Source organism: Alteromonas sp. Mac1, from assembly GCF_001562125.1.
Taxonomy (GTDB): domain Bacteria; phylum Pseudomonadota; class Gammaproteobacteria; order Enterobacterales; family Alteromonadaceae; genus Alteromonas; species Alteromonas stellipolaris.
The window spans coordinates 4,307,458-4,333,048 of sequence record NZ_CP013932.1 but is presented as its reverse complement, the minus strand read 5'-3'; the positions used below and the strand labels follow the sequence as shown (position 1 = coordinate 4,333,048).

General features: G+C 43.4%; 22 protein-coding genes and 1 pseudogene. 13 read left to right on the top strand and 10 right to left on the bottom strand.

Annotation, left to right across the window (positions count from 1 at the left end; genetic code table 11):
* Positions 1 to 24 precede the first annotated feature (24 nt).
* The 4 genes from AV939_RS18325 to AV939_RS18310 all read left to right on the top strand — a co-directional run bounded on the left by AV939_RS18325 (position 25) and on the right by AV939_RS18310 (position 3,366).
* Positions 25 to 966: an esterase/lipase family protein gene (locus AV939_RS18325; RefSeq protein WP_057795605.1), complete on the top strand. Its 942-nt coding sequence runs from the start codon at positions 25 to 27 to the stop codon at positions 964 to 966.
* A 44-nt stretch (positions 967 to 1,010) separates the two neighbouring features.
* The gene (locus tag AV939_RS18320; RefSeq protein ID WP_158443239.1) at positions 1,011 to 1,976 is read left to right on the top strand and encodes a lipase secretion chaperone; all 966 of its coding nucleotides are present in this window, start codon (positions 1,011 to 1,013) and stop codon (positions 1,974 to 1,976) included.
* Between the two features lie 113 nt (positions 1,977 to 2,089).
* Entirely contained in the window at positions 2,090 to 2,707 is a 618-nt protein-coding gene (locus AV939_RS18315) for a glutathione S-transferase family protein (RefSeq protein ID WP_057795609.1), read from the top strand.
* Positions 2,707 to 3,366: a glutathione S-transferase family protein gene (locus AV939_RS18310; protein WP_057795611.1), complete on the top strand. Its 660-nt coding sequence runs from the start codon at positions 2,707 to 2,709 to the stop codon at positions 3,364 to 3,366. Before AV939_RS18315 ends, AV939_RS18310 begins: the two co-directional genes overlap by 1 nt.
* A gap of 19 nt (positions 3,367 to 3,385) precedes the next feature.
* On the opposite strand, the gene AV939_RS18305 is transcribed toward AV939_RS18310, so the two are convergent.
* Positions 3,386 to 4,327, bottom strand: a complete 942-nt coding sequence (locus AV939_RS18305; protein ID WP_057795613.1) for a homocysteine S-methyltransferase family protein — start codon at positions 4,325 to 4,327, stop codon at positions 3,386 to 3,388.
* Between the two features lie 259 nt (positions 4,328 to 4,586).
* Positions 4,587 to 5,798, bottom strand: coding sequence for an ROK family transcriptional regulator (locus AV939_RS18300; RefSeq protein WP_057795615.1), 1,212 nt, complete (start codon positions 5,796 to 5,798; stop codon positions 4,587 to 4,589).
* Between the two features lie 340 nt (positions 5,799 to 6,138).
* Between AV939_RS18300 and AV939_RS18295 the strand changes: the two genes are divergently transcribed.
* Positions 6,139 to 7,104 carry a carbohydrate kinase family protein gene (locus AV939_RS18295; protein WP_057795617.1) on the top strand — a complete coding sequence of 322 codons (966 nt, stop codon included), beginning with the start codon at positions 6,139 to 6,141 and terminating at the stop codon, positions 7,102 to 7,104.
* A 108-nt stretch (positions 7,105 to 7,212) separates the two neighbouring features.
* Here the strand turns inward: AV939_RS18295 and AV939_RS18290 are convergent, their stop codons facing one another.
* The 3 genes from AV939_RS18290 to AV939_RS18280 form a co-directional block, all read right to left on the bottom strand.
* Positions 7,213 to 8,007, bottom strand: coding sequence for a hypothetical protein (locus tag AV939_RS18290; RefSeq protein ID WP_057795619.1), 795 nt, complete (start codon positions 8,005 to 8,007; stop codon positions 7,213 to 7,215).
* 154 nt (positions 8,008 to 8,161) lie between these two features.
* The gene (locus AV939_RS18285; RefSeq protein WP_061997988.1) at positions 8,162 to 9,778 is read right to left on the bottom strand and encodes a cisplatin damage response ATP-dependent DNA ligase; all 1,617 of its coding nucleotides are present in this window, start codon (positions 9,776 to 9,778) and stop codon (positions 8,162 to 8,164) included.
* 2 nt (positions 9,779 to 9,780) lie between these two features.
* Complete coding sequence (locus tag AV939_RS18280) at positions 9,781 to 10,845, bottom strand: ligase-associated DNA damage response exonuclease (RefSeq protein ID WP_057796552.1); 1,065 nt, start codon at positions 10,843 to 10,845, stop codon at positions 9,781 to 9,783.
* A gap of 215 nt (positions 10,846 to 11,060) precedes the next feature.
* On the opposite strand from AV939_RS18280, the gene AV939_RS18275 reads away from it, so the two are divergent.
* Positions 11,061 to 13,544, top strand: a complete 2,484-nt coding sequence (locus tag AV939_RS18275) for a ligase-associated DNA damage response DEXH box helicase (protein WP_057795623.1) — start codon at positions 11,061 to 11,063, stop codon at positions 13,542 to 13,544.
* Positions 13,545 to 13,551: 7 nt separating this feature from the next.
* Here AV939_RS18275 and AV939_RS20095 read toward each other — a convergent pair.
* Positions 13,552 to 13,908: pseudogene (locus tag AV939_RS20095) on the bottom strand (IS110 family transposase); the annotation flags it as partial.
* Between the two features lie 695 nt (positions 13,909 to 14,603).
* Here AV939_RS20095 and AV939_RS18270 point away from each other — a divergent pair.
* The 3 genes from AV939_RS18270 to AV939_RS18260 all read left to right on the top strand — a co-directional run bounded on the left by AV939_RS18270 (position 14,604) and on the right by AV939_RS18260 (position 17,617).
* Complete coding sequence (locus AV939_RS18270) at positions 14,604 to 15,323, top strand: glycosyltransferase family 25 protein (RefSeq protein WP_057795626.1); 720 nt, start codon at positions 14,604 to 14,606, stop codon at positions 15,321 to 15,323.
* 424 nt (positions 15,324 to 15,747) lie between these two features.
* Positions 15,748 to 16,455 carry a beta/gamma crystallin-related protein gene (locus tag AV939_RS18265; protein WP_057795628.1) on the top strand — a complete coding sequence of 236 codons (708 nt, stop codon included), beginning with the start codon at positions 15,748 to 15,750 and terminating at the stop codon, positions 16,453 to 16,455.
* Positions 16,456 to 16,825: 370 nt separating this feature from the next.
* Positions 16,826 to 17,617, top strand: a complete 792-nt coding sequence (locus AV939_RS18260; RefSeq protein ID WP_057795630.1) for a hypothetical protein — start codon at positions 16,826 to 16,828, stop codon at positions 17,615 to 17,617.
* An 83-nt stretch (positions 17,618 to 17,700) separates the two neighbouring features.
* Here AV939_RS18260 and AV939_RS18255 read toward each other — a convergent pair whose 3' ends face one another.
* Both AV939_RS18255 and AV939_RS18250 read right to left on the bottom strand, forming a co-directional pair.
* On the bottom strand, positions 17,701 to 18,594 hold the full coding sequence (locus AV939_RS18255) for a carbon-nitrogen hydrolase (protein ID WP_057795632.1): 894 nt from the start codon (positions 18,592 to 18,594) through the stop codon (positions 17,701 to 17,703).
* Positions 18,581 to 19,645: an agmatine deiminase family protein gene (locus AV939_RS18250; RefSeq protein WP_057795634.1), complete on the bottom strand. Its 1,065-nt coding sequence runs from the start codon at positions 19,643 to 19,645 to the stop codon at positions 18,581 to 18,583. The genes AV939_RS18255 and AV939_RS18250 overlap by 14 nt, the downstream gene beginning before the upstream one ends.
* A gap of 404 nt (positions 19,646 to 20,049) precedes the next feature.
* Here AV939_RS18250 and AV939_RS18245 point away from each other — a divergent pair, with 404 nt between their 5' ends.
* From AV939_RS18245 to folE, 4 genes are all read left to right on the top strand, one after another.
* Positions 20,050 to 20,712, top strand: coding sequence for a CsgG/HfaB family protein (locus AV939_RS18245; RefSeq protein ID WP_057796554.1), 663 nt, complete (start codon positions 20,050 to 20,052; stop codon positions 20,710 to 20,712).
* A 28-nt stretch (positions 20,713 to 20,740) separates the two neighbouring features.
* A complete protein-coding gene (locus AV939_RS18240; protein WP_057795636.1) occupies positions 20,741 to 21,091 on the top strand; it encodes a DUF4810 domain-containing protein in 351 nt (116 codons plus the stop codon).
* Positions 21,092 to 21,095: 4 nt separating this feature from the next.
* Positions 21,096 to 21,773 carry a DUF799 domain-containing protein gene (locus AV939_RS18235; RefSeq protein ID WP_057795638.1) on the top strand — a complete coding sequence of 226 codons (678 nt, stop codon included), beginning with the start codon at positions 21,096 to 21,098 and terminating at the stop codon, positions 21,771 to 21,773.
* 420 nt (positions 21,774 to 22,193) lie between these two features.
* A complete protein-coding gene (folE, locus tag AV939_RS18230) occupies positions 22,194 to 22,877 on the top strand; it encodes a GTP cyclohydrolase I FolE (protein ID WP_057795639.1) in 684 nt (227 codons plus the stop codon).
* A 61-nt stretch (positions 22,878 to 22,938) separates the two neighbouring features.
* On the opposite strand, the gene AV939_RS18225 is transcribed toward folE, so the two are convergent.
* Positions 22,939 to 23,148, bottom strand: coding sequence for a hypothetical protein (locus AV939_RS18225; protein WP_057795642.1), 210 nt, complete (start codon positions 23,146 to 23,148; stop codon positions 22,939 to 22,941).
* Positions 23,149 to 23,398: 250 nt separating this feature from the next.
* Positions 23,399 to 25,348 carry an alpha-amylase family glycosyl hydrolase gene (locus AV939_RS18220; RefSeq protein ID WP_057796556.1) on the bottom strand — a complete coding sequence of 650 codons (1,950 nt, stop codon included), beginning with the start codon at positions 25,346 to 25,348 and terminating at the stop codon, positions 23,399 to 23,401.
* Positions 25,349 to 25,591 lie beyond the last annotated feature (243 nt).

Below are 25,591 nucleotides of genomic sequence, written 5' to 3'. Positions count from 1 at the left end.
TGTCTATCACTCAAGGAACATGCAATGAAACTAAGAACGAAAATAACAACACTCATGCTGTTTTTGCTTGCCGCAGTATTACCTTCTCAATCTTGGGCGGGTAATTACGCTAAAACACAATACCCAATTGTACTGGTTCACGGTCTCTTCGGTTTTGATGACATTTTGTTTGTAGATTACTTTTACAAAGTGCCTCAAAAACTATCTCGAAACGGCGCGGTGGTTTATATCGCAGAAGTGTCTCCTTCTAATTCTACCGAAGTGAGGGGAGAGCAGTTACTTAACTATATTGATGAGGTACTAGCACTTTCTGGTGCCGAAAAAGTTAACCTTATTGGCCATAGCCATGGCGGACCTACGGCAAGGTATGCCGCAAGTGTAGCGCCCAGTAAAGTGGCTTCGGTTACCTCCGTAGCCGGAGTTAACTGGGGGAGCGCTGTGGCAGATGTATTAAAAAGTGGTCTTACTGAAGGGTCTGTGCAAGAAGGTACAGTGGGTTTGATCACCGACGCTTTTGCTAATCTTATCGAACTAGCATCGGGCTCAGATCCCCGAGATAAACCCACAGATTCTGTAGCTGCGTTAACCTCGCTATCAACCGCTGGTTCAATTGCGTTTAACGCTCGCTACCCCGAAGGCATGCCCTCGGCCTACTGTCGAAATGACGGTAAAAAATTAGGCGAGAATGGCGTGTACTACTACTCCTGGAGCGGTGGTAGAACTTACACAAATGCGCTGGACGTGGTCGACCCTTTTCTTGCCATTACAGGCTTGGCATTTGGTGAAACCAATGATGGGTTAGTGTCTTCGTGTAGTTCGCATTTAGGTAAAGTACTTAAAGATAACTACAAGATGAATCACCTCGATGAAGTTAATCAAAGCTTTGGTATTACCCATTGGTTTGAAACCAATCCGGTAGATGTGTTTGTTGACCAAGCAAACCGTTTGAAAAATCTGGGCTTATAATGCACCGGTGGTTGTTCATAGGAGGGGGCGCTGCCCTCTTTCTTGTGCTCGTAATTAGCATCTCAATAAGCGGAAATAGTGATACTTCTGATGGTGAGCACCTTGGAAAACCTCAAGCTACCGCAGCGGCAATAACCAGCAAAGATGCGACTGCAACTGAAATTAAAAAGGCAATTCAGCCAGTAAAAAAGGTAAATTCCCACGCGTCAGCTCTACCAGTATTTACCTTATATTTTGGCGTAAAAGACAGTTTCGATCGCTTTATTTTTGCCAATGAAGGCGCTTCAGAAGATGAGGTTAAGGCTCTGTTTACTGTGAATGCTACTAATATGTATGAGCCAAGATCGGCTACGTACGCTGCTGATGTATTCACTCGATACGTAGTATATAAAGTGGCATTGGCAGATACTGATACCGAAATCGAGAAAGTGCTCACAGTACCAATCGAGAACACCGTTACCGATGTCACGTATGCAGGTATTTCGTTAAGTGAAGTTGAACAAAAACTAGCAATGAGAGACACGTTGCGTCTTAGTTACTTTTCCCAACAAGAGTATGAATACTTGTTTTCACTTGATGCGGCGATTGACGCAAGAGCACTTGCTCGTCTTGCTATTGCTCAAGATCGCGACCTCTCAAGGGAGCAAAAACGCAATGAGATATTTGATCAATTAAATGCACTAGGTGGGCAGGAAAAAGCGGCGTTTGAACCTACCTTAGACATGGAAAAAATTAACCAAATTAAGCAAAAACATGCAGATTCAGAGTCTCGTTACCACGCTATTGCCGCTGAATTTGGCCATCAGGTAGCTGAGCGATTCTCTGCATTATGGGAGACGCAAGCACTATGGCAACAACGAGTTGATGCCTACCGAGACTATCAAGAATACGTGAGCGCTAGTGCAATGAAAGCGCAAGCACAGCAAGACGCCTTAGCAACTTACAAACAAACCCACTTTTCGAATACCGAACAAAAGCGCCTGAGAGTGATTGTAGATGTAAATCTGTGAACAGGTATAACCATTCAACCTTTTAATAGTTATACCCCAACCGAATATGATTTGAACCCATGGGCAAGCAGCACTAGTCTGACTGTTAACATTCTAACGATACGATATTGGCTATGAAAATTTACGAGACCAAAACTGCGCCTAATCCTCGCCGTGTTCGCATGTTCCTTGCTGAGAAAGGGATTGATAAATCACAAATAGAGTATGTACAAGTAGATATTCAAAAGGGTGAAAATTTAAGCGCAGAAATGCGCGCTAAAAACCCACTAGGTAAGATTCCTATTTTAGAATTGGATGACGGTACCTGTATTGCTGAAACTGACGCCATTTGCACGTATTTTGAAGCCATTCATCCTGAGCCTTCGTTATTAGGCTCTACGCCTATTGAAAAAGCCACCATCGCTATGTGGCAGCGGCAAGTAGAAATGGCGCTAATGTTACAAGTAGGCATGTGTTTTCAACACACCACAGGGTACTTTAAAGACAGAATGGTACCTGTGCCGGAATACGGTAAAGAAGCCGGTATCAATGCATCAAAGTATTTTAATATCCTCGAACGCCGACTCGAATTACACGAGTTTATAGCGGGAGATACCTTCTCTATTGCGGATATTACTGCGCTGTGTGCCATTGATTTTGCACGGGTGGTGGATATTCGAATTAAAGACGAACAAACCAACCTTCAGCGTTGGTATGACAACGTTAGTAGCAGAGCGAGTGCAAAAGCCTAATGATAGATTTATACAGCGCAGCAACACCCAATGGTTGGAAAGCGTCAGTAGCATTAGAAGAAATGGAACTCGACTATACCGTGCACGCAGTAAACTTAATGAAAGGCGAGCAAAAAACTACTGAGTTCCTCGCCATGAACCCAAATGGCAGAATTCCCGTTATTGTGGACAAAAGCGAAGGCGACCATGTGGTTTTCGAATCTGGCGCCATCATGCTTTATTTAGCTGAAAAGACAGGTAAGTTTTTACCCGCAGACGCCAAAGGCAGAAGCCAAGTGATGCAATGGGTTATGTTTCAAATGGGGGGTATTGGGCCAATGATGGGGCAGGCGAATGTGTTCCATCGCTATTTAGAAGAAAAGATCCCCATTGCTATCGACCGTTATCAAAATGAAGTACGCCGATTGTTTACGGTGCTAGATGGGCGATTAGAAGACAACGAATATTTAGCCGGTGATTACAGCATTGCCGACATGGCGAACTGGTGCTGGGTGCGTACCTATGAATGGTCGGGCGTAAGTATTGAAGGGCTAGATAACTTAACTCGCTGGAAAAACAGTATCGAGGCACGCCCTGCGGCGCGCCGTGGTGTTGAAGTACCGAATAAAATCGATAAAGAAGCGTTAATAAAAGGCGCTAAAAACGTGGTTACTCGATAATACGTCACCCGATAACACGTTACTCTAATGCGTTAACTAATCCCTGCGCCAATGCTTGTATGTGCGCAGGACCTATACCGCAACACCCGCCTACAATTGAAGCGCCAGCGTTCACCCAAGTTTGTGCGTACGTTAAGTATTTTTCAGGGGTGACATCTTCACGCAACGTAGAGAGCATTTCATTAGCATCATGCTTTCTAACATGCTCTGAAAAACTATTAGCATAAACGCCAATAGGAATATGGGCATTGTGCGAGTGTGTAAACGCAATGGCAGCTTCCATCTCTTCAGGCTGCGAGCAGTTAAACAACACGGCATCCAGGTTATCTAGAGTGGGCAGTATTGCATTCAGTGGCTCACTAGAACGCAAGGTCACAGGGGTTGCAAAGTCATGACGATTACTGAGCGAGTAGGAAAGCCAAATTGGTTTAGATGAGTGCTGTTTTAATAAAGACGTTACCGCGATGGCTTCTTCTACCGAAGATACGGTTTCTACAAGCCAAAAGTCGATGTAGGACGCTTGTGCTTCAATCAATGGTAGTAAAATTGAAGAGAGTTGCTCTGCACAAAATAGTTCAGGTTTATAAGAGCCAAACGCAGGAGGAATGCAACCTGCAACTAACACATCACACTTTTCAGCAACAGTTCTGGCAATACCGGCCGCGCGCTCGGCAAGCAAGAATGCTTGCTCATCAAACTGTTTTTGTCCTATATGAAAAGGCACTAACGCGTAAGTGTTGGTGGTAATGATTTTTGCACCCGCATCCACAAAGTTTTGATGTACTTGGGCTACTAAATCAGGGGCTTTCATTAAAGAAAGAGCAGACCATTCGGGTTGCCTAAAGGGAGCCCCAACTCTTTCTAATTCGCGGCCTAATCCCCCATCAAGAATTAAAACGTTTGACGATGGATTTGTTGACGAAGTGTCTGTGATCTTTGCTGTGCGTAAAGTTGTAACCACGTTACCCCTGCTTTTGTTTAATATATGTAATACCAATCCGCATAGATAATCGCCCACTCAGAAGGCGCTGGCAAGTTTCCTAGCAAAGCGTGGGAATGCAGGAATGGCTGTTCCCTTTCAAATTTCCAGAATGAAGCTAGGAAGCTTGCCAGACCTTTGTTACCTTGATGTAGAACCACTATACCTGTGGTAACACGCCGCGATTACGAACATTTTAAGTCTCGCTGAGAGGGTAATTATCTATGCGGACTGGTATAAGCTAATAGTAGTTCGCGATAAGCGACAAGTTTGCGCTACCGATAGACTGCGCTTTACTCCCTACGTTACCTGCACTAATACTACCTTGATATACGCCCCGAAGATCAGCGTCTTTTAACGCACTTTTCACGCAGGTAACCAATTCTTGTTTTATATTCTGTGGCATGGCTCCATCGATGATAATGCCATCGAGGTCGAGCATGCTAAATGCACAGTGTGTGGCAAAGGCAATCCCTTGGGCGGCTTGTTCCATCCACACTTGAACGATGCGCATAAATTCTGGATTGGTTTTTAAACCAGACCAGTGTTCCGGTGCCTCATACAATTTATTACCATCAAGTCCCGCTTCATTTAGCTGCTTTTCTAATAAGTATAGCGATGATTGGGTGATGAGTTGTTGCTGTTGGCTTTGGGCGTTAGATAAAAAAGGTAAGGAGCCAATTGCGCCAGCATTCCCCGATTTTCCTGTAAATAGCTGATTGTTAATGACCAAGCCACCGCCAAGAAAAGTGCCAACAAAAACATAGAGGAAGTGGTTAAATCGATGTGGATTACCAAAGGCCATTTCTGCGCTGCAAGCCGCCGTCGCATCGTTACTCACATAGATGGGTAAGTCTAGAAGTTCAAATAACGCAGCCTGAATATCAAGGCTTTTCCATGCCTCTAACGCATCAGCAGGTGCGCCCGCTTCTTCTGCCCAACTCCAAATTTCAAATGGCATAGCAATGCCTAGTCCGCGAATACGCGTTCGTTGTTCGTTACTGAGTTGTTGCGTTAATACCGACACACCGCGCTGGGTAAATGAAAGTAAATGATCGACGGTGGGGTAGGCGACTTTTTCGTGAAGCGAAGCTTTTACATTACCAGCCAAATCTAGCAAGGTCATATCAAAACTGCGCCGACCAATTTTCAAACCCAATCCAAAGGCGCCATCTGCATTTAATCCAAAAGGCACTTTAGGTTGCCCAACACCACCGCGAACCGGCGGTAGTCGCTTAACGAGCTCGTCAGATTCTAGTTTTTTGATAATGACCGTTGCAGACTGTGCCGATAAGCCCGTACGTTGAGCGATGTCTGCTTTTGGAATAGCGCCATCGTGACGAATAAGGGTGAGTATATCCCGTTCATTTTGTGTGCGGTTGTCTAGTCGCCCAGATGCAGAATGGTTTGTATATCTTTCTGATGAATCTGTGTGCTCGTGGGGTTTTGTCATTTACAGTGTACCTGAGTCATTATGAAATGAATGTTATAACAAACAGCATCAATAAGTCATGGATAGATACTAATTCAATATCTTTAACACAATTCACCGAGGCGAGTTTTTCTCTACCAATCAAGCCGATAGATTACGCATTCATCATCGGGAATGTCAAAGTGATAAAATAATAAATCAACAAGGTTGATTTATATTTGAAGCTAGTTAATACTATGCCCCAATTAATTAACTATAATTTAACGTGCCCGTCGGAAAGTCCCTCGGCTACGCTTATTATCCATGACTGCAGCGGTTTAAAGACTAATGTTATCGCTGTAAGCTTCAGCCAGAGGTGTTTATGAAAATTTTATGTTTAGGCGAAGTGCTTATCGATATGTTAAGTGCGGGTGCAGCGGACCAAAGCGAAATGCCAGCAATGAATTCATTCCAGCCTTATGCTGGTGGTGCGCCTGCTAACGTCGCGGTTGCTGTTGCTAAACTTGGTGGTCAAGGCGCTATGGTGTCTAAAGTAGGTGACGATACTTTTGGTCGTTTTCTTCAAGACATGCTTAGCTACCACAACGTAAACACTGATTATGTTTGGAGTACGAAAGAAGCGAATACAGCATTGGCTTTTGTTAACTTAGATAAAGACGGTGAACGTTCTTTCGATTTCTATGTTGATAATGCTGCACATAAGCACATTGGTGAAGACGACTTGGCCACGGTTGCATGCGACGATACTAGCGTGCTGCACTTTTGTTCTGGCTCAATTTCAGGCCCCGAATTGCTTCCCGGCACCGACTATATTCTAAACAAAGCTAAGCAAGAAAATATGCTGGTATGTTTAGATATTAACTATCGCCCAGCGTTTTGGGACGACACGGCTAATGCGCCAGGCCGAATTGATGAAGTAGCTAAAAAAGTAAGCATTTTAAAAGCAAGTCGCGAAGAGCTGGCTGAGCTTTACGGTGAAGAAAATGCGCAGACTCACGTACAGCAGTGGCTAGATAGCGGCGTTAAAGTGGTATTAGTGACCGATGGCGGCGAACCTATTCAGTACATTACAAAAGAATTTAGTGGCACTTTGGCCTCGCCAAAAATGGACGTGAAAGATACGACTGCCGCTGGCGACTCATTCATTGGTGGTTTCCTGTATTTCTTATCTACCAAAGTGGCTAATAGCGCAGAATTCGATAAGTGGGCAAGTAGCTTTGAAAACGTAAGCGAAGCCACCGAGTTTGCTATTCGCTGCGGTGCATATACGGTAACGCAATATGGTGCCTTCAGTGCGCTGCCAACTATGGAAAATATCGCGAAATAGGTAGTGTATTGGTGCACATAGTGTATTGATATGAGTCTAGATACATAATTCAAAAAGCAAGGCGAGTATGCCTTGCTTTTTTATTGTCGCGAAAAATAGCGATACGATTTATGCGAAGAGACTACGTCCACTTACCTCTATATGGTTTCGTCTAGACTCAGTTTTGATGAAAAGAACTATACAGATCGAAAGTAGCAAAATGACTAACGAACTAGGCTCGGAAACAAAGTAGTTATCTACACCACTGTCGGCAACTAGCGCTAGAGAAGCGACGCCCGAATTAACTTGCGCCCACTCTAAAAAAGCATCGAAGTGATCGGTGCGAGGTGAGGATAGATTCCTGCCCATTATGCTGTTATTTCTAATAAGCCCGTCTGGATTGAGTGCACCGCCATTGTATTCATCAAATAAGCCAATCATGTGGCCAAATTCATGAGCAGCTACCACTCCCTGTCGAGAATATGCGTAACCAGATGGTTTACCCGTATACCATTGTACTAAGTTCACATTCCCGTCACCTTCATAGACAATAACAGTATGGTCAGCGCCCACATCCGTGCTCAGCCAATCTACATTAAACACAGTGTCGTAAAAATAGGTGCCGTCAGATAAGTCAAAGGCATTACTCCATATGGATTCAATACCATCTTCCCAAATGTCTCGAAGTGCACTGCCGGGTTCATAACCGTCTAAATAAACATCGACATCAATAAGTAAATCTTGATTAACAAAGCCAATATCGTAACTAGCTGTCCACCGGAAGTTACCCCAAGGATTTTGAGATAAAATACTATATCTGACCGTTTCAGTCGCAATATTAGTAATTAGCCCAGCGTTGCTCGCTGTGGAAAAAAGGAGAAGGAAACCAATAAGGCAATGTTTGAACGATCGCGAAAACAACATTTTTTGTCCTTGGCGCAGCATTAACTCATGCAGGCGCACATAAAAATTTTTCTGTAATTTCTTTTCTAACAGTAGGTTAGATGGAAAAGAAAAAGCTAATATACTTTAAGTGTAAGCTAAAAACAGGGTTTGTAAAAAAAATGTTTCATTAAGATTATGATTCGATAAGTGCCTTCACGTTGATAAGTGTATCTGCCTCGTTAGCTGGCTTATCCCAGCGGATACGGTGTATACGAGGAAATCGTAGCGCTACGCCTGATTTATGCCGTTTAGACGGGTGAACCGCATCGAAAGCCACTTCTAGTACTAGCTCTTTTTTAACTTCTCGCACCGGCCCGAAACGGCCTATGGCGTTTCGTCTTACCCAGTTATCCAGCTTCTTAAGCTCTTCATCAGTAAAGCCCGAGTAAGCTTTTCCAATAGGCAGCAATTGCTCATCTTGCCATGCGCCAAAGGTGTAATCGGAATAAAAGCTAGAACGCTTGCCGTGACCACGCTGGGCATACATCATCACCGCATCTACCACCAGCGGGTCGCGTTTCCACTTGTACCATTGGCCTTTAGGTCTGCCTGGTACATAGTGGCTGCTTGAACGCTTTATCATTAACCCTTCTACCGCGCGATTTTCACATACCTTTTTATGTAATGCTCGAAGATCTGTTGGTGAATCGGCAGATAAGCACTCAGATAAGTGCAGTCGTGATTTATTGTCGTGTCCCTGAATACCATTTTTGTCAAACCACGCTTCTAGCGCTCTACGTCGGGTAGTAAGAGGGGATTCGGTTAAGTGTTTGCCGTCTAACATCAGTGCATCATAAACAATAAGCCCTGCGGGGTTGGTTTTCATTAACGCAGCAGTAGGCTTTTTCTTATTGAGTCGTTGTTGCAGGGCATTAAACGTATCGACTTCGTCGTTATGCATCACCAACAGTTCGCCGTCTAGCACCATATTATCTATCACCATATTGCCATCAACGCTATCGAGTAGGTCGGGGAAAGCATGACTGATGTCATCACCGGTGCGGGAAAACAGCGCCTTTTCTGGCTCTTCTTTGGTGGTATTACACACCAGCTGTACTCGAATGCCGTCAAACTTGTGTTCTATTTGCCACTGCTCGGGGCTAAAGTCATCAATATCATCTTGCGCAATGGGGTGGGATAACATAACAGGATGAAAGGTGACAGCATTGCTAATATCCGGTTTAGGGCCGTTACCTTCAAGCCATGCGAGAAGGTCGGTATAAGGCGGTGTAACCCCATGCCACAGCTTTTCTACTTCAGTGATGTCTTGGTTACCGTATTCCGCCAAAATTTGTTTGATAGAGCGAGCCGATACGCCAATTCTCAACCCCCGTGTACCAAGCTTTAATAGAGCCCAGCGCTGTGATGGGGTCATTATGGTGAGATAATTCGCCAACGTTGAAGCGACTTTTTGTTTACTCACATTCGCAAATGTATCAACCACTTCAGACAAACTGGGCAGTGCTTCACCTAGTGTAAATTCGGGCCATAAGTGGGCTACCGTTTCGCTGACTTCGCCTACATAGTCGTAGCTCATTGCAAACAGTTCTGGGTCTACCCGTTCAGTTATCAGCTTTTTAACGGTATTGCGTTTGAAGAAATCAAATCGAAGAGTACCTGCCATCGCGGCAATAGCCCAGCCGCGATCGGGGTCTGGCGTAGTAGCAAGGTAATGCAGAATGAGCTGAGATTTGGCTTTAGTACCAGCGGTATAGTAAAGCTGTTCAAGTAAGTCACTAAATGCCTGCATTGCTATTCCTCCTGCGCCGCTTCATCGTAACCTACCAGCGATAATGCTCGCGCTTTAAACCCCATCTTTTGTGCTTGATACATAAGGGCATCTTCACGGCCATGGGTCACCCATACCTCGCTAGGGTTCACTTCAGTAAGGGTTTGCAATAACTCTGGCCAATCGCAGTGATCTGAAATAATAAGTGGTAGCTCAGCGTTGCGCTGCTTAGCTCGCGCGCGAATTTGCATCCAACCAGACGCCAACACAGCGCGAACATGTGGCAAGCTTCTCGACCACCTGTCGGCTAATGCAGAGGGGGGAGCCAACACGATTTCACCGGCTAATAATGCTTTATCTTCTACCTCGCTAACTGGAATAATATCGCCTAAAGCTATGCCTTCTCGTTCGTACAAATCACACAGTTTTAGTAGTGCACCGTGTAAATAGATAGGTTTGGTATAGCCAGCTTCTCGAAGCGCTAAAATAACCCGCTGGCATTTGCCTAATGCGTAGGTTCCTACTAAATGACAACGTGTCGGAAATACATTAAGGGAGTGAAGAAGCTTTTGGATTTCTTGTTCAATTGGTGGGTGGGCAAATACCGGTAAACCGAAGGTGGCTTCGGTAATGAGCACATCGCAGGGTACTACCTCAAACGGCGGGCAAGTGGGATCGTGCCTACGTTTGTAATCGCCAGATATCACTAGCCGATAACCCGCATACTCAATAAGCAATTGTGACGAACCTAGTATATGGCCAGCAGGGTAAAAAGTGACTTTTATCTTGCGTTGCTCCTGTTCAGTTGAGGCACTGTTACTATCAGTAGTGATTACCTCATCAAACTCTACGCTCTCGCGATAGGGCACTGGTATTTGTACTTCAGCCATATCGTCGCCATAACGGGTGGTCATAATTGCCATGGTTTGCGGGTGGGCAAATACTCGCTTGTGGCCGGCTCTAGCATGGTCGGCATGACCGTGGGTAACCAGTGCGGTTGCTACAGGCTGCATAGGGTCGATATGAAAATCGCCCGGCACACAATACAAACCAGCGTCGTCCGTTTTCATCCACTTTGAAGGGTGCATTGTATTTTTGGCCGTCATATTAAAACCCATATGCTCTTGGTTAGCGTTTCATATGACTACGGTGGTTTTACGCAATTGGTTGAGCGTAGAGGAAAATTAAACCCTTCTGGTGAATTAACGTATATCTACTATTGCTTATCATAGAACAGCAGAGTAACGAAAAATCATGGCGCAGGAGAAGTTCGGGCAAGGGCATAAAGTCGTGCGAAGTTTTTATGTCTAAGACCAAAGCACCACTTAACAAAGCAATTAAAACCGGTAGTGACATTTTGCCACCGGCGTTTAGCCAGTGGTTTAAAAATAAAGGCTGGGCGCTTCGAGATTATCAAAGGCAAATGCTAGAGCAAGACTCCCATAACACTACTTTGCTCATTGCCCCAACCGGAGCTGGAAAAACCTTATCAGGCTTTCTACCTAGCTTAGTCGAGTTAGCTCAATCGCCACAGCCAGGCTTGCACACCTTATACATTTCCCCGCTTAAAGCGTTAACTCAAGATATTCATCGTAACTTATTACAACCTATTGAAGAGATGGAATTGCCGATAACGGCAGAAACCCGCACTGGCGATACACCGTCGTATAAACGACAGCGCCAACGAAAAAAACCGCCCAATCTGCTACTTACCACCCCAGAATCTTTAATGTTGATGCTGAGCTATGCCGATGCTGACAAACTATTTGGCAAACTTAAGCGAGTCATTATTGATGAAACCCATAGCTTGGTGGCAAACAAACGGGGAGACTTCCTGTCTTTAGCGCTAGCGCGGCTTTCAGTATTGTCACCTAAAATGAAACGGGTAGGCTTGTCGGCCACGGTAGCTTACCCAGAAACGCTAGGTGCATGGCTTGCTGGCACAGAAGGCGTTGCTAATATCATCAGCGTGAAAGCGGGTGAAAAACCCAAAGTAGAGATGCTGCAATCTGAAAACCGCATGCCCTTCGGTGGTTTTATGGCGCGTTATGCCATCACCGATATCTACAAGGCCATTGAAGACGCAAAAACGACCTTGGTGTTCGTTAATACTCGGGCGCAATCTGAACTGATTTTTCAAATGCTGTGGGAACACAATACCGCTGCCTTACCTATAGCCTTATACCACGGAAGCTTGAGTAAAGAGCAGCGGCGCAAAACAGAAGCCATGATGTCTAGCGGCTTGTTACGGGCAGTAGTATGTACTTCGGCGCTTGAGCTAGGTATTGATTGGGGCGATGTAGATAAGGTCATTCAGGTAGGTGCGCCCAAAGGTGTTAGCCGGTTGCTGCAACGTATTGGCCGAGCAAACCATCGGTTAGATGAACCCAGTGAAGCGTTGCTTGTACCAGCTAACCGATTTGAAGCGCTGGAATGCCAAGCGGCTATTGATGCAATTAATAAGGGCGAGCTAGATGGCGATGCCCCGCAGCCGGGGGCATTGGATATCATCCCCCAGTTTATTGTGAATTGCCTATGCAGCAATGCTGACAGCCCAGGCACCCTTTACGAGCAAATACTCATGGCCTCGCCCTATCAAGGGCTAGATAAACAAGATTTTGAAAAATTATGGCAGTTTGCGTTAGATGGCGGGAGTGCGCTTAACGCATACGAGCGATATCAGCGCCTAATGCAAAACGAGGATGGCACTTTTTCACCGGCCAATAGGCGGGTGATTCAACGTCATCGTCAGAACATAGGCACAATTGTTGAGGCGGGTAGATTAAAAGTAAAACGGATTCGCCGTGGTAATCAGGGCAAAATTATTGGTGAGGTAGAAGAGTACTTTGCCCAGCAACTTACCCCAGGCGATACGTTTTACTTTGCTGGTGAAGTGCTTAAGTACGAAGCCATTCGGGATATGCAATTACATGCACGCCCTGCTAAAGCCAAAGAGCCTAAAATCCCCAGTTATTCCGGTGGCCAAATGCCACTGTCGACATACTTGGCTGATGGGGTTAGAGCCATACTCGCTAACCCAAAAAGTTGGCGCAATTTACCTGCACAAGTGCAAGAGTGGTTAAAGTTACAACAGCAGTTTTCACAGCTTCCTGAACCTGAAAAGGTGTTGGTGGAGCAGTTTCCTTTTCGCAACGTGAACCATACGCTGTATTACACATTCGAAGGTAGGAAAGCGAACCAAACCTTGGGCATGCTGGTTACCCGTAGAATGGAAAAAATGGAGATTAAGCCGCTTAGCTTTAGTGTGACTGATTATGGGTTGTCGATAAGTGCAGTGAAGCAGATTACCGACACTCAACTACAGCAACTGTTTCAGCCAGATATATTAGGCGATGAGCTAGAAGACTGGATGTTACAGGCGCCCATGTTAAAACGCTCTTTTAGGCAGGTGGCAGTAGTAAGCGGCTTAACCGAACAGCGTTATCATGCCAGCCAGAAAACCATGAAGCAGGTAACGTTTTCAACTGACTTAATTTACGACACGCTGCGTGAGCACGACCCTGATCACATTCTTTTAGCGGTCGCGCGGGCCGATGCTGAACGGGAGTTGTTAGATTTACAGCGCTTAGCGAATTTGCTTATTCGCTTTGTAGATAAAACCACGTTAGTAAACTTAGAAAAAGTATCGCCCATGGCCATACCGATTGTGCTGAATATGCGCAGTGAGCAAATAAAAGGGGCAGGTGCTCAGGCGATCATCGAGCAAGCCGATTTATATGCCGAAGCAGAAAATATGCTAGACGAAGTACGAGCTTTGTTGTCCTAAAAGCTAAAAGCGGCGTGATTTTATCTGGATAGCGAACTAATAGCTCAAGTGCGATTGACGCGTCGGTTGGATCATCTTTGGCCCCACTCGGTGATAACGCTCTACGATATAGGCACAGCATCGTCGGTTTAATTGGGAATAAGGTGACAAAAGGATACTTTTGCAAGGCATAGACGATTGGCCCTTTTGACAGCTCAAGCGCAATAGCAATTTGCCCTGGGTGCAGTTGATGTAGCTTTGTAATCCACTGTTCGATAGCTTCAGCTGAAAGTTTTACAACGGCTAACTCCCTTGTACCATCAGCATAATGGATGCAGACATCATGCTTGGATGAAGCCCAATCTAATAAGAACGCTAAAATCATTTGTTCTAGAAATAGTTACTCTCCCAATAGTTATCGTGTTGGATATGTCAGTTCAGTCTTTCGAAGAAAATATAGCGGCTATTCTAGAAGCAATCCCTGAGTGTTCGTTTTAGAGTAAGCGTACTCAAAACATCGAAACAAAAGCGCTAAACATCAAATGTTGTTGTCTGAGATGCGTATGAACCGAGCACATATCCTAAAACCTAAATTATCGTTTATAGGATGCGAGTGACTATACCTTGTCTCTAGCTGACTATTAACGTAACTAATACTGTTTGCAATATTTAATACAAGCCTAGTAATTAAAAGGTAAAATTCTACATTATAAATTAATATCAAATTCTAATTAATAATATTTTTCAAGAAAATTATGTTTTCACGCATGATGAGTGTAATTATCATGCGTGAAATTGTTAGCTAGTCCATAACTCAGTGTCATTTTTAGAAATAGTAAAAACAGCACGCTGATTTACCTGTCGATATCGTCCCTAGCTCCATTCCTCTTTAAACTTTGACCTCAGTGAAATATTATTGCAATCATTGTGTTTTTATGTATCTAGGCATCAACATACCCAATAGGTTAGTAATACGTGTCTGTAATGATGAATACATGTGTACTTAAAAATCTAAGCTGAAATATTTTTGTAATAGAGGACTAGTAAGATAAATGAAAATTAATTTAATGTAGTAAGTGCATGAAAATTCTGCTAATTAATTTGCCTGAATCTGTCGATAGACTCAAACTTTTTTCGGAAAGTGCTAAGCGCTATTCAGCTGATTATTCGATAACAACCGGAATCAATATTAGCTTGTCCGATAGAGCAATGTGTCAAGAGTATTCAGAGCGCGCTAACAAGTTCGATTACTACAAAAAATTAACTAAGGGGGAGATTGGCTGCTTTCTTAGTCACAGAAAAGCCTGGTCTATTATTGTCGAGCAGAGATTACCATTCGCCATTGTGTTAGAAGACGATGTGATGTTTGAGGCTAGCTTTCGCCATTTAGGTGAAGTGATAGATAAATTTAACGAGTCTTGGGATTATATTAAGCTTAATGAGGTGCATGAGAAGCGGGCCACGAAAACTATGTTCACGGCTAAGGGGGGGGAGGTAGTAAAATATAAAAAATTACCTATTGGCGCTTCTGCACAATTAGTCTCCTATAACGGTGCAGTAAAATTACTAAAATATACAGAGTCTTTTTCTAGACCTGTTGATGTTGAACTTCAATGGTTGTCAGTAGATAAAATAAAGGCTTTTGGTATAAAGCCTTACCCGTTTAAAACAAGAAAGGTACAAAGCGAAATTGACCGGCTTGGTAAGAGAGGTGCTGTTCGTGGAAATCCTCTTATAAAGTTTTTAAATCTACTGAAATTTAAGTTTCACCTTTTAATAAATGAAATTACAAGAAGCTAAAAATAATAGATAGGCTATATCTAACCCATGTTATTATTCCTCAAAAATTAATCAGTTATTAATACATTGTCGCGAATTAAAGTCCGAAATGAACAGCGCTACTCACTAAATTAGGCCGCTCCGCGTATTCACTATAGACGACTTCAGGTTATTTGTAATCAATGCACTTCCTTGTTCTTAATTTCAGAGAAAGTTGCGCTTGAGAAATCTGCTCGTCTGTTGATTTTCTTAGGTCTGTTTTCTAAATGGTGTTATTTATTAGACCCTTGCTACAGAGCTCTTTATTAAAAAATAGTGTAATAATAAGTCCCTAAAACTGTAAATTATTTTACATAAATCCATAATGAAATTAGTTTATTTTTTGTATGCCTAATTTATTTTGGCATGCCGTTAAATATCTACTAACATAGTTAAAGGAACTAATATGAAAAAGTATTTTAAATTTGTTGCTATATTTGTATTAATGATAGCTTCCGCAACTTCTTGGGCAAATTATGCCATCTTATATAAAGACACTAACTTTAATATTAATGCCGGTTCGTTGTTTGCGTCGTCATACGATAACTCGTACAGAGTTGTCGGTGTGGATAATGATTCATTTTCATCTGTTATTGTAAGCACAGGGACATGTTTAGTAGTATTTAAAGATTCAGACTACAGAGGTGATCATATATTTTTTTCCGAAGGTGAGTATTCGAGCCTTGGAGCCTACAATTTCAATGATACAATTTCATCACTATGGGTATACCCGATTCAGGGACTATCTAGAACAAACTCCTGCAACTCTTCAGATTTAGTTTATTTTTATAGAGATAGTAATTTCGGAGGTAGTCATTTAGCTGCTCCAGCAGATACTTCTGATGGGATTCATCGTTTAAACGACGAAATAACAAGTATAAAAGTACCTTCTGGCTTGTGTGCGGTTTTAACAAAACATGCAAACTTTGGTGGAACTAAAGTAGAATTTGATGATGATGTGAGCACGCTTAGTGATTATGACTTCAATGATGAAGCATCTACATTTATGGTTACTAGTGCGGGACTTTGCGATCCTACAGCCCCCTCAGATAGTAGTTCAGGTGGTTCAGGTGGTTCAGGTGGTTCAGGTGGCAATATGCTTAATCAATTTTAAAATGGATTAACGCTCTACGTTATTGCTATTAGATGTTGTAAAAATGTACTGCGCACAAAGTTTAATAAATGGACTCTAACTGTTAGAGTCCATTATTTTAAAATAGTCTTTCACCATATTAAACCAAGTCCAACATAGAGGCTTTGACTTAATATTTCATATTCTTTAACTATCACCCTTTAAACTCAAGGTCTATAACAGTTTCCCCAGTAGGTCGAAATCCAGCGACGTAAAATAGCAGGCCACATGTCAGCAACTGCAATTCATGGTTGCACAATGTTTAAGAATTAACCCCACTCACCCGCTTAAGGATAATCGGGTGGGAATGCGTATAATGCACTGAGTAAAGCATTTTCAAAGAGGTCAGTAAGTGGCAATCAGTGAGCAGTGGCTATCGGTACAGGTGGCGTTGCGTAGTATTAGTATTGTGAAATTTGCAGAGATGCTTTGGTTGTTAGATGCCAGAGGTGTGGCGTATTTGCCTGCGCTTGATTGGCTGGTGGTATCCGATTTACACCTTGAAAAAGGCAGTTATTTACGTAGTTATGGTAATCCGCTGCCAAGTGTAGATTCCGTTGCCACGCTTAAACGTTTGCAGCAGATTATTCGCGATTACAACCCTGCTCGGGTGATTAGCTTAGGTGACAGTTTCCACGATAAACACAGTATGTCTCGTATGACTGCTGAAGACAGAAGCCTCTTATGCGATATCATAAATAGCGTTCCCAATTGGGATTGGGTAGAAGGAAATCATGACCCCGACTTACCTAAGGGTATTCCTGGCAACCCTTGCCATGAAATAGTGCATAGTAATGTGGTATTTCGCCATGAGCCAGAAATCTGTGAGCCAGAATCACGTGAACCAGAGCCGCATGAAAAAGAGTCACATGAACAAGAGCCAAGTACGAAGGGTGTAGGTAAAACTAAACCCCAAGCTAAGCATCAAGTTATTGGTCACTACCATCCTAAAATACGCAAAACCATTTCCCGTCGACGATTTTCCGGTAAGTGCTTCGTGGTGACTGAAGACTTGTTTATCATGCCAGCTTTCGGGCAATTTACGGGGGGCTTAGATGTGGATGAAAAGGTTATGCTAGCGTTAGCATCTAAAAATAAACGCGCGTGTTATATGTTGTATGACGGTACGATTTTTAAAGCTTAATCGTCAAATTATCATAATGCTGAGCGCAATAAAAAACGGGCAACAAAGTTGCCCGTTTTTTATGAATCTACTATCAAACTAGCCTAATCGCGCCAGCGCTTAGTTAGGTCTTCGTAAGCATCTATGCGACGGTCACGGAAATAAGGCCAAATGCGTTTTACTTTTTCCGTGCGGGTTAAATCTAGCTCTACCGATAGTGTGGTTTCGCCATCCGCTTCTGCTTTCGCTAAAATTTCACCCTGCGGGCCTGTTATAAAGCTTTGCCCCCAAAACTGAATACCTGGGTCGCCCGCCACTGGCGATGCTTCAAACCCTGTGCGGTTTGCTACGATAACCGGCACAGAGTTTGCCACTGCATGTGAACGCTGAATGGTTTCCCATGCGCCATGCTGGCGGCTCTGCTCTTCTTCGGTATCGGTAGTATCCCAGCCAATTGCCGTTGGGTAAAACAATAAATCAGCGCCAGCCATTGCCATTAAGCGTGCGGCTTCTGGATACCATTGATCCCAACATACCAGTACACCCAATTTACCCACGCTGGTTTCAATTGGCGTAAAGCCCATGTCACCCGGCGTGAAGTAAAACTTCTCGTAAAATCCTGGGTCGTCAGGAATATGCATTTTACGGTATTTGCCGGCAATCTCTTTGCTTCTATCAAATACCACAGCGGTATTGTGATAAAGGCCTGAACCGCGCTTTTCAAATAAGGATGTCACTAATACAATATTGTGTTTTTCAGCAAGTGCACCAAAGAAATCTGTTGCAGCACCTGGAATAGGTTCTGCTAAATCAAAGGCGTCGGTATCTTCCTGCTGGCAAAAGTAGAGGGTGCTATGAAGTTCTTGTAGCAAAATACACTCACAGCCTTCTGCTGCGAGTTTTGCAACTTGCTCAGCACTTTTGTTCCAGTTAGTCGCTTTGTCGTTATCAGCAACAGACTGTTGTACCAAGCCTATCTTTAGCTTAGTTCGTTGCATGTACAGACACTCCTTTTGAAAAGGTGGAAATAACAGATTCTTTCAACGTATTTGTGGGTACCTGCATTGAAATACAATGCAAACTGCCAAATTGCTTTACCAACACCGAGCAATCAATAGGTTCGATAATATGGTCGGGGTAAGCTTGCTGCATTTGGGTAATTGCCGCTTCATCTTCAGGTTGCCCATAAATAGGTAAGAGCACCGCACGGTTACAGATCAAAAAATTGGCATAAGATGCGGGTAAACACTCGCCCTCGTTGTTAACAATGTGTGGCAGTGGCAATCGATATTGTTCATGCTCAGGCATTGCCGTGGCGCACTCTTCACACAGCGCACTTAGCCCTGCATAATGACTGTCGTCTTTTCGATTATCAGCCGCTTGAATGACTAGGCCTTTATTGGGCGTGAAACGCACAAGCGTATCAATATGTCCGTCAGTGTCGTCACCTTCAAGATGACCATGTTCTAACACCGTAAACGTATTACAGCCTAACATGTCATTAAAGGTTTCAGCGTAATCTTCGATGGTCATATCACCGTTGCGCTTAGGGTTTAACAAACATTGAGAGGTGCTAAGCAAGTGGCCAAAGTCGTCAATTTCTAACGCGCCGCCTTCAGCAACGACTGGGCTACTTCGAAGGGGTAATTTACATAACGAGGCAAGGTAGCGTTGGTTAGCCATATTGTCTTCACTGGCGTCAAACTTTTCGCCCCAACCATTGAAACGAAACTCTACTGGCGCGCCAGAGCCTTCGGTATCTCGACAGGTTAAAAACCCGTAGTCACGCACCCAAGTGTCGTTATATGACGCAGGCATGATAAGCACACGTGCGTGATCGCCTAAGCGTGATATCACATCATCAACATCGTCAGGGGCGCACAGCAATATCACACCCGCGTGATAACGGTTGACCGCAGCAATGACGTTCAAGTACGTTTCACGGGCTTCTTCTAGCCATGGCGACCAGTCGGTTTCTGCATGCGGCCACGCCAGCATCACAGCATCAACGGTTTCCCATTCAGGAACCAGCTTACGACTACCTTGCATGTATATTCTCGATAGAAATAAATAAAGCGACGATTATAACTATCCTACTCATGCCTACCAATAGCAAACTTGATGAAATTCTTTTCTTGTCACGACCAGTGTCACAATTAGAAGAGCGACTTGTTCTACGGACACATTTTGTGACAATTCTTTTGCTGCCTATTGGAAGCCTAGATTTGCTCACTTTAAAAGGCGAGCTTCCTAGTAACTCTAGCCTCTAATTCGACAATTAGGTTTGTGACTTTAATCGGTGACGAATTAGGCCTCCTATTTTAATTGGCACTTTTATCAGAGGCTGCTATAAATGCGCGATAACGCGTTGGGTGTGTTTGGCTTTCAGGAAATGTGAATTCCACCAATGTGAAATTAATAAAAAAGGATGTGATATGCAATTTCAAAAATTAATGAGTATTAAGTCTCTTACCTTAGCCGTTGTCGCTATTACCGCAGTTTCTGGTTGCGCTAGTACTTCTTCAAAAGTGGTTGAAACCCCAAAAGTGGAAAGCTTCAACTCTCAGTATACGGGCACAAAAAGTAAGCTGGTTGTGGGGCAATTTGTAAACCGCTCTAGCTTTCAGAATGGCATTTTTTCAAACGGTCAAGATCGCCTAGGTAATCAAGCAAAAACCACCCTAATGGGCCATTTGCAGCAAACAAATCGGTTTAGTGTACTCGATCGCGACAATATGGATTTGCTCGCGACAGAAGCATCTCGCTCAGGTACTACGCAATCGATAGCTGGCGCACGATTCGTCGTAACAGGTGATGTTACCGAATTTGGACGTAAAGCCATCGGTGATAAGCAATTATTTGGTCTTCTAGGTAAAGGGAAATCTCAAATTGCTTATGCAAAAGTCACTCTTAATGTAGTAGATGTCACTACATCTGAAGTGGTTTATTCAGTAGCAGGAGCTGGCGAATATAGCTTGTCTGAGCGTGAAGTTATTGGGTTTGGTAGTACCGCTAGCTACGATGCAACACTTAATGGAAAGGTGCTTGATTTAGCCATTCGTGAAGTAGTGAACAATTTAGTTGAAGGCTTAGAGTCTGGTGCTTGGGCAATTTAAAACAATCGAAAAGTCGTGAGTAAAAATAATGAAAAAAATAATACTAACAACCTTACTTGTTCTAGGGATAGTCGGCTGTAAAACCACCGAACCGCTTTATTATTATGGCGAATATAACAGCGCAGTTTATAGTTACTTTAAATCTGAAGATGTTTCGTTAGAAGCGCAGATTACGGTGCTACAACAAGCTATTGAGCAGGCGGCTGCGCAAGATAAAGCCATTGCTCCAGGTATTCATGCACATTTGGGGATGTTGTATTTTGAAAGCGGTAATGGGGATAGAGGAACACTGCATTTTGAACAAGAAAAGGCGTTATTTCCAGAGTCGGCGCAATATATCGACTTTTTGTTAAATGCCGCTAACGCTAAAGGAGCCTAGTAAGATGAATATATTTAAATTAGCGGCTTCATTGATGGCGATAGGTTTATTATCAGCCTGTGTCAGCGCCCCACCCGCATACGATTACACGGCATTTAAGAATGCGTCCCCAGCGTCAGTGGTGGTATTACCTCCCATTAACAATACACCAGAAATTATTGCACCTTACAGCGTAATGTCTCAACTCGGTCGACCAATCGCAGAGTCTGGCTTTTATGTTTTCCCTGTGGCTGTAGTAGATCAGACATTTAAAAATAATGGGCTTACGGTAGCAGAGGATATTCACGCAGTTCCTACCACTAAATTGCATGAAATATTTGGTGCTGATACCGCACTTTATGTCACGATCACAGACTATGGTACTAGCTATGTTGTTATTTCGAGCGAAACAAGAGTGACAGTCTCTGCGTCGTTAGTGGATTTGAAAGGCAATACTGTGCTGTGGGAAGGTATGGCAACTGCTTCATCGGCAGAAACCCAGAACAGCAATGCTGGAGGGCTAGTTGGGATGTTAGTGCAAGCCGCGGTTAGTCAAATATTCGAAACAGTAACGGATAGAGGTTTTGATATCGCAGCTTTAACATCAAACCGCTTGTTGTCGGCAGAAAGTCATAACGGGTTATTGTACGGTCCTCGCTCGCCGAAGTATGGGCAACCTACCCCAAGTGAAAGCGCCAACTAATATTTACTAATACGTAATTTGCTTTTCATAGCGCTTTGTTTTTACTAAGCGAAGCGCTATTTGAGTGACTTGAGCTGCGCTACCATTGCTAGTGGCTAATTTTAGTCGTTTGTTTTTTGATCTCATTCCCGTTTAAACGCCGTTTTATCTCAATAACAATAAAACACGCCTTTAATAGCATTTTCAGATTAGGCTAATCTCAGCATTTGCTCGATCAATAGCCGCTAGAATGCTAAAATGTGACCGTTAGACGTCGCCAAACCTTTGCCAAAGCGTGGTTGTATGCCTTGGCCGTAATCATGCTATTCAATAGTCTTGCGTTGGCTTTCAGGCGGTATTGTCATTTGCATCTTGGTATCAAGTTAGCCTTAGTCGTGTTGATTGCGTTTAAGGGTAAAGAAGTATTTACGGATAGGGTTAATGTTAGCAAAAGAAGCGGTAATTGTGCGTGATGCACTAGAGCCATCAATTTCTGAATCGGCACAACGTGTTAGAGCAGCGCTTGAAGAAAAAGGGCTGGAGACACCGATGGTGGCGAATGGTTTGTCTGATGAACAAAAGCGTCAGAAGATTGAAATCGCAATGCGTGATGTGATGAATACGCTTGGGCTCGATCTTACCGATGATAGTTTGCACGACACGCCTACCCGTATTGCAAAGATGTACGTGAACGAAGTGTTTGGTGGTTTAGATTACCGAAACTTCCCCAAAATAACCCAAATTGAAAATAAGATGCGTCTTGATCAGCCTGTTCAAGTGTCCGATATTAGTTTAACGAGCACATGCGAGCATCACTTTGTGACTATCGACGGACTCGCTACCGTGTCTTACATTCCCAAAGATACTATTATCGGTTTATCGAAATTAAATCGATTGGTTAGTTTCTTTGCACAGCGCCCTCAAGTACAAGAGCGATTAACGCAGCAAGTGCTTGTCGCCATCCAGACACTAGCCTCTACTGATGACGTTGCAGTAAGCATTAATGCTACCCATTATTGTGTGAAAGCCAGGGGAATACGGGATACCAACTCGTACACCAAAACGTCTGCCTTAGGGGGCAAATTTTTGTCCGATGTAGAATTACGAAGAGCATTTTTTAGTTAGTTGTGTCTAAAAATGCTAACGACTGTGGCAAACACTAAAAACCGCTTTTGAAGCGGTTTTTTTATTTTGAATGGAATTCGGTTTCTAATTCGCTGATGATGAGGTTGATACGACCTTCGACACCATTAGCTGCGGTAAGGCTTAAATTCTTTTTGCAACATCCGCAAGTTTCAACCTGCTCTTGATACATATCGCGAATGGTGTGTTCAGAAAATTCGTTGAAAGCGCCGCAGTATGGGCACATGTATTCTAAGGTTGTTTCGGTCTTCATGTATTGTCCTTTTAAGCTTCACCCATATCCATATGGTGACTGCGTATTTTAAGCTTCGGTGGTGAAAGACTGAGTCTCATCACGAATTAATACGATGAGTTTTGGCAAATCGATTAATCTGACTGAAGTATAGTCGCAAATTGATGGATTACCTGTGGAATACGCTAAAATCCCGCTAAGTTGCGGCGGAGTAACAAAAAATAATCGCCCTATAACTTACCGCCGAAAAGAATAGGGGATAAAAGCAATGTTATTGCTTCAGCCAATACTGCTGAAAGGGAGCAAGCAAGATTGCTGTGTTGTTGTCGTTCAGTGTGTTACCGGTAAGTAAGTCGATAGAGGGGGTGTGTCCAAGCGCGCCGAGTAAGTTACCGTTAATTTGCTGGGTTTCTTCGCTGAAATTACAAATCGCCAACAGCTTTTCACCCGAATCGTTTTCTCTTACATAAGCGAAGCAATGTTGATTGTCGGTGTCTAAAATGGTGGTACGTGATGCCCCAAATATAGGGTTATTGCGTCTTATCGCTAACATGTTTTGCAAGCCTCGAAATACTTGCAAGCTAGCATCTTGTTCAGCCGTTAGCTGACTGCTTGGCTCAGAAAGCGCAAGTTCAGTATCTTCTTGGGTAACAGCAATCCTATTAACCCATCTGTCATCGTGGCGCTTCGATGGGTCATTCAAATAATCATAGTCATTTAATTTAGCGAGTTCATCACTTGAATACAGCAAAGGAATGCCGCCGATACTAAAGGTAATACCGTACATAAGCAGCATGCGGTTAATAGCATCTTCAATGCCTTGCTGGTCATTGGTATCAAGCGCACCTTCTAAGCCGCAAAGTGAAGCCAGTGAGCCACATACACGGCAATCGCCGTTCGATGGGTTTTCAGCGAATGGCACACCATTAGCAAAGCTGCCTTCAAATCTGCCCGTAAAAAATTGATTTAAGAAAAAACGGTGATCTTGGGGATTAATCCCAAGCTCGTTGGCAATATTATCGTCAAACGTCCATCCAATATCATCATGACAACGCACATAGTTAACCCAAGTGCACTCATCGCTAATCGAAAAACTTTTTTGCATTGAGCGCGTTAACAGACGTGTTTTACGGGTAGCCAAGCTGTTCCACAATAAGGCCATTAATAGCGGGTTATAGGAAAGCTGGCATTCGTTTTTACCAATGTACTTAATCACCTCGTCAGGGTGAACAATCGCCTCAGACTTAAAAACCACCGCTGGCGCAACAATCTGTAAGCAGGTATTAAAGGCTTGAATAAGTAGATGGGCTTTCTCTTGGTTCTCACAGTCGGTTCCCATTTCTTTCCAGATGAAGGCTAGGGCATCCAGTCGCAGTGCTGCACAACCAATATTGGCGAGAAACAGCATTTCACCGGTAATGGCATTGAATACCTCGGGGTTGCTGTAATTTAAATCCCACTGAAAGCTATTGAATGTTGTCCATACCCACTTCTGCATGTGTTCATTAAAAGTAAAGCTTCCGCGCCTTACCTGAGGAAATATTTCTCGAAGCGTATGCTCGAACTGATCTGGCACCGTGCGATCGTTGAACAAGTAATAGTAGTTTTGAAATTGTTTGTTTCCCGCTAATGCTTCTTTCGCCCAGTGATGCTCGTCTGATGTATGGTTAAACACAAAATCGAGAACGAGGTTTATGCCCTCTTTTTGTAGTGCGGTCGCTAACGATTCAAGCTCTGACATGGTGCCTAAGCTGGGGTTTACTTTGCGATAATCAGATACAGCATAACCGCCGTCGCTGTCTCCTTTAGGTGAATCATAAAGTGGCATTAGGTGTAGATAAGTTATCCCCAGCGCTTTGTAATAAGGAATACGCGTGTGCAAATCTTTGAGGGTTGGGCCAGCGAGGTCTACGTACAGCGCCATACCTACTTGGTTTTCATCTTTGTACCAGTTAGGAGATTTAAGTCGAAGATTATCTAATTTTTTCAGCGCAGGTTTACGGTTTTTAACGCCATCGCGCAGCACATTGATAAGCTGTTGAAGATGAAAGTAACAGTCGAACTGGTGGCCATAAATAGTGGTGTATTTATCGAATAAGTCGCCAAAATGCGCGTTAACTCGGCGAGTAAATAGGGCGGCATCTTTTTTAGTTAGCATGGATAAATCAGTGTTTGCCATAATTCGGTCTAGGCAAACGTTACTATCAGCGGCATAGTTCATAGCTTGTTCCATTTTATTACCTTTAAACTACCTGAAAAAAAAGCGTGGCAACGTAAACTCAATATGGTTTTCGGTGGCTTAAGCGAAATTTATCACGGCAAACTTAATCGATTAAGTTGTATTGTAGTTTAGGTTTGTTAAGGAATCTACTTATCTATTTAGTCGTTCTGCGTTTATGGTTTGGGGCGCACTGAAACCCCTTAGATATTAGCTGCATATAGTTGGAAAAAAAGCAGGCCAAGC